The following is a 7,735-nucleotide window of genomic DNA, read 5'->3' on the forward strand; positions in this document are numbered from 1 at the left end:
GTCTTCACCGGGAGCCGCGCATGAGCGAAAACATCAAGCCGTTTCATCTGGCATTTTTTCTGGGTGGTCCGCACATCCAGGGCTGGGGCTATGAATGGAGCGGCAACATCACCGACGAATTCATGGGACCGGAATTGTACGAGATGGTCGCCCGCGAACTGGAACGCGGCTGCCTCGACTATATTCTGCTCGAAGATAACGTATTCGTGGCGGATGCCGCCGGCGGCAAGATGGATACGTACCTCAAGTACGGCATATCCGTTCCGCGCCGAGACCCGATGATGATCGCGCCGTACATGCTCAAGGCCACGAAGCACATCGGCATCGTCCCGACCATTTCGACGTTCGCGCCGCATCCGTTCTATCACGCGCGCCAGATGGCGAGCCTCGACCAGCTTTCGGGCGGACGGGTCGGCTGGAACTGCGTGACCGGTTCGTCCGACCGCGCCTGGCAGAACTTCGGCTTCGACGCGATGCTGCCGCACGACGAACGCTACGACCACGCGGCCGAGTTCGTCGAGGCGTCGAACGCATTGTGGGACAGTTGGGACGCCGATGCGATCGTCGCCGATCGCGAAAGCAACACGCTGGTCGACCCCGCCAAGGTGCGCACGGTTGATTTCGAAGGCAAATGGTTCAAGACGCGCGGGCCGCTCAACGTGGGGCCGTTGCCGCAAGGCCGTCCGGCGATGGCGCAGGCGGGAAGTTCGGGCCGGGGCCGCGAATTCGCTGCGAAGTACGCCGACACCATCGTCGGTGACGGACGGGACAACGAATCGTCCAAGGCCTATCGCGACAATCTGCGCGAATTGGCGGTGGGGATCGGCCGCGATCCGGACGAAATCCAGTTCATGACGCTGCTGACGCCCATCCTCGGCGCGACGCAGGGCGAGGCCGATGAAAAGGCCAAGTCGCTGGAGGCGCACAACCTGAAGATGGCGCCGCAGAGCTTGGCGCTGATTTCCAAGACGACCGGCATCGACTTCAGCCGGTTCCCTCTCGACGAGGAACTCAAGGCCGAGGGACTGACCACCGAAGGCACGCAGAAATCGCTCGACGAATTCCTGGCCCGCAACAAGGGCAAGACGCTTCGCCAGGCGGCGGCGCGCCCCATAGACCGGCGCTGGGTCGGTACGCCCGAAACGGTCGCCGACCGGATGCAGGAAGCGATGGAATACATCGGCGGGGACGGCTTCCTGTTGGGCGGCGTCATCACCCGCCGTTTCATCGCCGAACTGGTCGACGGGCTGATCCCGGTGCTGCAGCGCCGGGGCCTCACCCGCAAGACGTACGCGGGCAAGACGCTCCGGGAAAACCTGCGGACCATCTGACCCGTGTCACGAACCTTCAGGTCTTTGAAAGTCGAAAGCTTTCGATGGTACGCCACAGCCTCGCTGATGACGAACACCGCGATGTGGATGCAGCGCATAACGCAGGATTGGCTGGCGATCCAGCTTACCGGCGATGGCGCGGCGGTGGGCTTCACCACCGCGATGCAGTTTCTCCCCGGCCTCATCATCGGCCCCATCGCCGGCAACTTCGCCGACCGCTGGCCGCGCCGGATGATGCTGGTGATCGATTGCATCGCCATGTCCCTGCCGGCTCTCATGCTGGGCCTGATCATCATGTTCGGTCATCCGAGCATCTGGCACGTCTATGGTTTCGCGGCGGCGCTCGGGGTCGCATCGGGCGTGGATTCACCCGTCCGTCAGGCCTACGTCCGCGATCTGATGGACAAGGACGACCTCATCAACGCAATGGGGTTGAGCGGCATCATCTTCCACACCTCGCGCATCATCGGGCCGGCGATTGCGGGGTTCCTAATTGCCGCGGTCGGTGTCGCCTATTCCTTCATGGGCGTCTCGGCGGCCTATCTGGTCGCGGCGGGGGTGCTGTTCGGGATCAAGGTGAAGCCGAGAGAGCCTGACGACGTGATGACGCCCGGCGAGAAGCCCGGCCTTGCGGGCGGCTTCCAGCTATTGCGGCAAAATCCCGGACTGATCGTGGTTATGGCGCTCACCGCCTGCGTGTCGTCGTTCGCGGGCAACTTCCAGGTTTCCATCACGATCATGGCGACCAAGGCCTTCCACCTGGGGGCCGGAGAGTTCGGAAGCCTCACCTCGATGATGGCCATCGGATCGATCTTCGGCGCGTTTCAGGTGGCACGGCTTTATCGCCCGTCGTTCGCGATCGTGCTGCTGGCCGCCGGACTGCTCGGCTTCTGCTACCTGATCGCCTCAGCAGCGCCCAGCCCCATCGTCTTCGGTATCATCCTGCTGCCGATCGGGATGCTGTCGAACATGTACCTGTCGACCGCGAACGCCGTCGTCCAGCTTCGCGTGCCGCCGCGGTTCCAGGGCCGGATTGCGGGAATCTACATGGCGTGCGGCTATGTCTTCGTGCCGGTCAGCGCCATCGTGATCGGCGTGCTCGCGGATCGGTTTACGCCGCGAACGCCGCTGGCGGTGGCCGGCCTGATCTGCCTGATCACCGCCGGGATGGCGTATGCCGCGCTGCACTTACTCAAGGTAGTGGCCTGGCGCGGAAAACGCCTGATCGAACTCGATCCAGCCATCGACGTTCCCTCCAAGAATCCGCTGAGTGAGGGCTTCGCGGATAACCCGAACTGCTAGAGATACGCTCCAAGCCTATGATTAACAGCCGTAATACTATGACAAAAATGCCGAGCAACGGCATGGTTCAGGGAGAATTTCTGGAAAAGGCGTAGACGATCAAGGGGAAGATCTATGTCGTACATGACAGCCAAGCAATTGCGCACGAACCTGTTGAGAGGTGCGGCGATCGCCGCGCTCGCGACGTTTCCCACCATGGCGCCGGCGCAAACCGCGCCGGCGGCCGATGACGGGCCCGCCGGGGAAAGCGCCGCCGCCTCGGCTTCGGGAGATATCCTGGTCACCGCCCGCAAACAGACCGAGCGCCTGCTCGACGTGCCGATAAACGTCACCGCGCTCAATTCCGCGGCGCTGTCCGAGCACGGCGTGAAGAACCTCTACGATCTGATGCAGACCACGCCGTCGCTCAGTTTCGCGACCGCGGGCCAGCGCAACCAGGTCAAGCTGACCCTCCGCGGGCTCGGGGTGTCGACCACCGGCGTCAACAAGGTCTCCGTGTTCCTCGACGGCGTGTACGTCGCGGGCGATTTTACCGGGCTGTCGCTGGCCGGGATGGAACGCGTCGAAGTGCTGAAAGGCCCGCAGTCGGCGGTGTTCGGACGATCGACGTTCGCGGGCGCGATCAACTACGTCACCCGGGAACCCTCCGAACTGACCGGCGGATTGTCGGTCGATGCCGGAACCTTCAACGAAATACACGCCGACGGCTATATTTCCGCGCCGATCGTCGACGACAAGATCTACGGCTTCCTGTCGGCCTCGTACATGAACATCGACGGCCCCAAGGCCTGGACCGACGTCGACGGCACGCATCACGGCGCGCAGACTTCGCGCGGGTTCATGGGCAAGCTCACGCTTAAGCCGACCGAAAACCTGACGATCCGGGGTCTGGTAAGCTACCACAAGATCGACGACGGCCCCGGCTCGGCGCTGTTCGTCGATCCCGGCAAGCGGAATCGGGTGGTGAACAAGATCAACCCCGTCACCGGCGCGACGGTGCCTTCCACGATGTATTTCGAAGGCGCCATCCCGACATTCAATCCCAAGCGCGGCGACTACAACTATTTCCAGGAATACCTCAGCGATCCGGGCGATCGGATCTCGCAGTGGCGCACGTATGTCCAGGGCGAATACAGTCTAGCCGATGATCACACGCTGACGGTGACGGCGGCACGCAACACGCAGGATTCGGAATCCCAAAGCAATTTCATCTTCCGCAATCGCCCGACCGTGTCCGGATCTTCCGTGCGCAACTCGATCGGCTACGGATCGCTCGACGATAAAAGCGTGGAACTGCGTTTCGCCTCACCGCAGGATCAATGGATACGGTATGCCGCCGGTGCCTACTACCTGAAGATCAAGCAGAAGAGCCTTCCCTCGATCGCCTATACCGTCAACAGCACCGCGGCGGCGGATCGCGTGTCGGCGGGCGACTTCAGCGAAACCGATACCCGCGACAGGTCGCTTTTCGGGGCGCTCTACGTCGATCCGATCGCGCGGGTCACGGTCAGCGCCGAACTGCGCTACCAGGAAGAACGCGTTCACCGCACGAGCACGCCGACCACGTCGGTGCTGGTCAACGCCTATACGCCGGGCACGACCACGCCGATCAACACCGCGGGTATCGTCGACCTGACAGGCACTTACAAATCCTGGCTGCCGCGGTTCAACATCCAGTACAAGTTCTCCCCCGATGCCAATGTCTACGCTACGTATTCGAAGGGCACTAATCCGGGAGGCTTCAACACGGCGGCGCAGCGACGGACCGATCAGACGCTTATCAAAGAAGAGACGCTCGAGAATTTCGAACTGGGCTTCAAGGCGCGCCTGTTTGATTCGCTGTCGATCAATGCGGCGGCGTATTACATGAAGTGGAACAACCAGCAGACGACTGGCAGCTTCTACGCTTACTGCACCACCACCGGAACCGATTGCATGTCCAACCCGTCGGGCGCATCGACGGTCGCCAACTTGTACTCGGTGGTCGAGAACCGGGGCAAGTCCACCGTCAAGGGCGCGGAAATCGACGCCGCCTGGCAGACCCCGCTCGCGGGGCTTACGCTGCGCGATGGCCTTTCGTACAACGACGGCAAATACAAGACGCTATGCTCGTCGAACTATGCGGCGCTGCTATACAGCAATACCGCCCCGCCAAACAACTGCGTATCGGTAGCCGGGAACAGCCTCGAATCGATTTCGAAGTGGCAGAACAGCTTCAATGCCGATTACGAAATACCTATCGACGACGACTGGTCGCTGTATATGCGGGGGGACTGGCAGTATCAAAGCAAACAGTACGAATCCGAGTTGAATTATGCTTACACACCTGGATTCCATATCTTCAACGCCCGTGTGGGCTTTCAAAGCGGCACCTGGACCTTCGAGGTCTTCGGAAAGAACCTGAGCAACAACCACACCCCCTATCGCGCGACCCGCTCGTCGGATTCGAACGCGTCCGTGGCCGGGGTCACGGGAGGGGCGACCAACCAGTACAACCAGAGCGTGACCTTCACCCCGCGCCTGCCACGCCAGTTCGGCGCGCGCGTGGCGATGAAGTTCTGAAGTGGGAGCCGGACGCGAAATCGGCCGGCTCTTCCTCTTGGGGGGAACGGAAATGCACTGTACGGGCACAATGGACGGGTTCGGCCGCGCATGCGCGGTTGCCGCCGTGCTGTTCGCGTCGCCCATGGAAGCGCGCGCCGATGGGCAGGACGGTGTCCCGGCGCAGGCCGTGACGACGGCGGCGCCCTGGCTGGACCGTACGCTCGACGCCGATCGGCGTGCCGCGGTGATGGTCGCGGCGATGACACGCGCGGAAAAGCTCCAACTGGTTCACGGCGAACGCAGCACCGTGCCGCCTTACGCCCCGCCGGCAGGGTCCAATGGCGGGGCCGGCTTCGTGCCGGGAATAGCCCGGCTCGGCCTGCCCGCCCTGAATCTGGCGGATTCGTCCGTAGGCGTCGCCCGCGGTGCCGCCCGCAGCCGCTATTCCACGCTGATGCCTTCGACGATCGCCGAAGCGGCTTCGTGGGACCCCGAGATCGCGCGGGACTATGGCGCGCTGATCGGCCGGGAACTGCGCGCCCAGGGCTACAACGCCTCGCTGTCGGGCGGAATCAATCTCGTCCGCGAACCGCGCAACGGCCGCCTGTTCGAATATCGATCCGAAGACCCCGTGCTCAGCGGCATAATGGCCGGCCAATTCCTGCGCGGCCTGCAGGCGCAGAACGTCATCGGCGACCTCAAGCATTTTGCGTTCAACGACCAGGAAACCGGCAGACAGGTCGGCGACGTCCAGCTCGGGCGCACTGACGCGCGCGAAAGCGACCTGCTGGCGTTCGAGATCGCGGTGCGCGACGGCGATCCGGGCATGGTGATGTGCGCGTACAACAAGTTCGAAACGCATTGGGCATGCGAAAACGATTATCTGCTCAATCAGGTGCTCAAGCGGGATTGGGGTTTCCAGGGCTTCGTGCTGTCCGACTGGGGCGGGGCGCACAGCACCGCAGCAGCGGCGCTCGCCGGTCTTGATCAGGAGCAGCCGGGCGGCAGGTTTTTCGCCCAGTCACTCGACCGTGCGATCGAATCCGGCGAAATCCCCGAGGCAAGGCTGGACGACATGGCCCGGCGGATCGTGCGTACGATGATCGCCAGCGGCGTGGTCGACAACCCACCTAAGCCGATGGTGGTCGACGTCGCCGCCGGCCTCGATACGGCGCAGCGCGTCGCCGAGGCCGGTATGGTGCTGCTCAAGAACGACGGCGTGCTGCCGCTGGCAGGAAGCCCCGGGTCAATCTCGCTGTCGATCTTGCTGGTGGGAAGCCACGCCAACGTGGGGGTGTTGACGGGCGGCGGCTCCGGGCAGGTCGATCCGCCGGGCGGCAACGCGGTCAAGGGCGACGAGGACATCGTCGATCTTGGCGTCGCCGGATCGTTTTCCCGTTCACCGGTGTGGTATCCGTCTTCGCCGCTTGCTGCATTGCGGGCGGCGCTGCCTCGCGCCGCCATAGGGTACGATGACGGCACTGACCCGGTGCGCGCCGCCGCCGCCGCGCGGTCGGCCGATGTGGTGATCGCCTTCGTCAACCAGCCCGCGATGGAAGGCAGCGATGCCGCCACCCTCGCGCTACCGGCTGGACAGGACGCCCTCGTCGCGACCCTTGCCGAGGCCAATCGACACACCGTGGTGGTTCTCGAAACGGGAGGGCCGGTGACGATGCCGTGGATCTCTTCCGTTTCGGCGGTCGTCGAAGCATGGTATCCGGGCGCGCGCGGGGGCGAGGCGCTGGCGCGGCTGCTCACCGGACAGATCAATTTCGCGGGGAAACTTCCCGTTACGTTTCCGCGCAGCGAAGCCGATCTGCCCAACCCCGTCGTTCCCGGCTCCACGTTGCAGTCCTTGCCGGTGCGTACCGCAGACGGAAAACCGCTGACGTTCGGCGGCAAGCCGGTAACGACGCTCCCGCCTTTCGCGATCACCTACCCCGAAAAGTCCGACGTCGGTTATCGCTGGTTCGAACGGACCGGGCGGCAGCCGCTTTTCGCGTTCGGCCATGGCCTGTCCTATACGCGCTTCCGCTTTGCCGACCTCCGCATCGAGCCGACGCGCGCGACGTTCACGCTGCGCAACGTGGGTGATCGGGCCGGCACAGAGATCGCCCAGATCTATGCAACCGTGCCAGGCCGGCGCACTGCCCGGCTCGCCGGCTGGGCGCGGGTGGAACTCGCGCCGGGTGAGGCACGAACCATCGTTGCTCCATTCGAGCCGCTCGCCATGGCGACGTTCGATCCGAAGGCAGGCCGATGGGTGCGCGCGAAGGGCCGCTATCGCATCGTAGTCGCAGGATCATCCCGCGATGGGGCGCTGGCCGGATCGATCCGAATACGGGAACGGAATTTTGTTGGCGCAAAGACTGGGCCTGCCCCTGCGCCGTCACTTTCCGCGACTACCTCCCCCACGAATGAGGCGACCGCTCGGGCTGATGGTGCGAAGGTGCTGGCTATCCCAAGCGCACCGAAAACCGGCAAGGCCCTTGAACTGCTCCCCTGATTGTTACCATTCAGAGGTAGAGTCCGGGTCCTTCATGATGATTGGTTGGAGT

General features: G+C 63.6%; 4 protein-coding genes. All 4 read left to right on the forward strand.

Translation table 11 applies throughout. The features are described from left to right. The first annotated feature begins 20 nt into the window (after positions 1–20). The 4 genes from ACFFDA_RS07640 to ACFFDA_RS07655 all read left to right on the forward strand — a co-directional run bounded on the left by ACFFDA_RS07640 (position 21) and on the right by ACFFDA_RS07655 (position 7,683). A complete protein-coding gene (locus tag ACFFDA_RS07640; protein ID WP_404477496.1) occupies positions 21–1,331 on the forward strand; it encodes an NtaA/DmoA family FMN-dependent monooxygenase in 1,311 nt (436 codons plus the stop codon). Between the two features lie 3 nt (positions 1,332–1,334). Next, positions 1,335–2,633 (forward strand): MFS transporter, encoded by a 1,299-nt coding sequence (locus tag ACFFDA_RS07645; RefSeq protein WP_404477498.1) that lies wholly within the window; start codon positions 1,335–1,337, stop codon positions 2,631–2,633. Positions 2,634–2,747: 114 nt separating this feature from the next. Next, the gene (locus ACFFDA_RS07650) at positions 2,748–5,195 is read left to right on the forward strand and encodes a TonB-dependent receptor (RefSeq protein WP_404477500.1); all 2,448 of its coding nucleotides are present in this window, start codon (positions 2,748–2,750) and stop codon (positions 5,193–5,195) included. Positions 5,196–5,247: 52 nt separating this feature from the next. Continuing rightward, on the forward strand, positions 5,248–7,683 hold the full coding sequence (locus ACFFDA_RS07655) for a glycoside hydrolase family 3 C-terminal domain-containing protein (RefSeq protein ID WP_404477502.1): 2,436 nt from the start codon (positions 5,248–5,250) through the stop codon (positions 7,681–7,683). Positions 7,684–7,735: the final 52 nt, after the last annotated feature.

The sequence above is a fragment of the Novosphingobium sp. BL-52-GroH genome, assembly GCF_044813085.1.
In the GTDB taxonomy this organism is placed as follows: Bacteria; Pseudomonadota; Alphaproteobacteria; order Sphingomonadales; family Sphingomonadaceae; genus Novosphingobium.

Excerpts from the sequence above, each read along its gene's own strand:
- ACFFDA_RS07640 (WP_404477496.1), top strand. The coding sequence starts at position 21 with ATGAGCGAAAACATCAAGCCGTTTCATCTGGCATTTTTTCTGGGTGGT.
- ACFFDA_RS07650 (WP_404477500.1), top strand. The coding sequence starts at position 2,748 with ATGTCGTACATGACAGCCAAGCAATTGCGCACGAACCTGTTGAGAGGT.
- ACFFDA_RS07655 (WP_404477502.1), top strand. The coding sequence starts at position 5,248 with ATGCACTGTACGGGCACAATGGACGGGTTCGGCCGCGCATGCGCGGTT.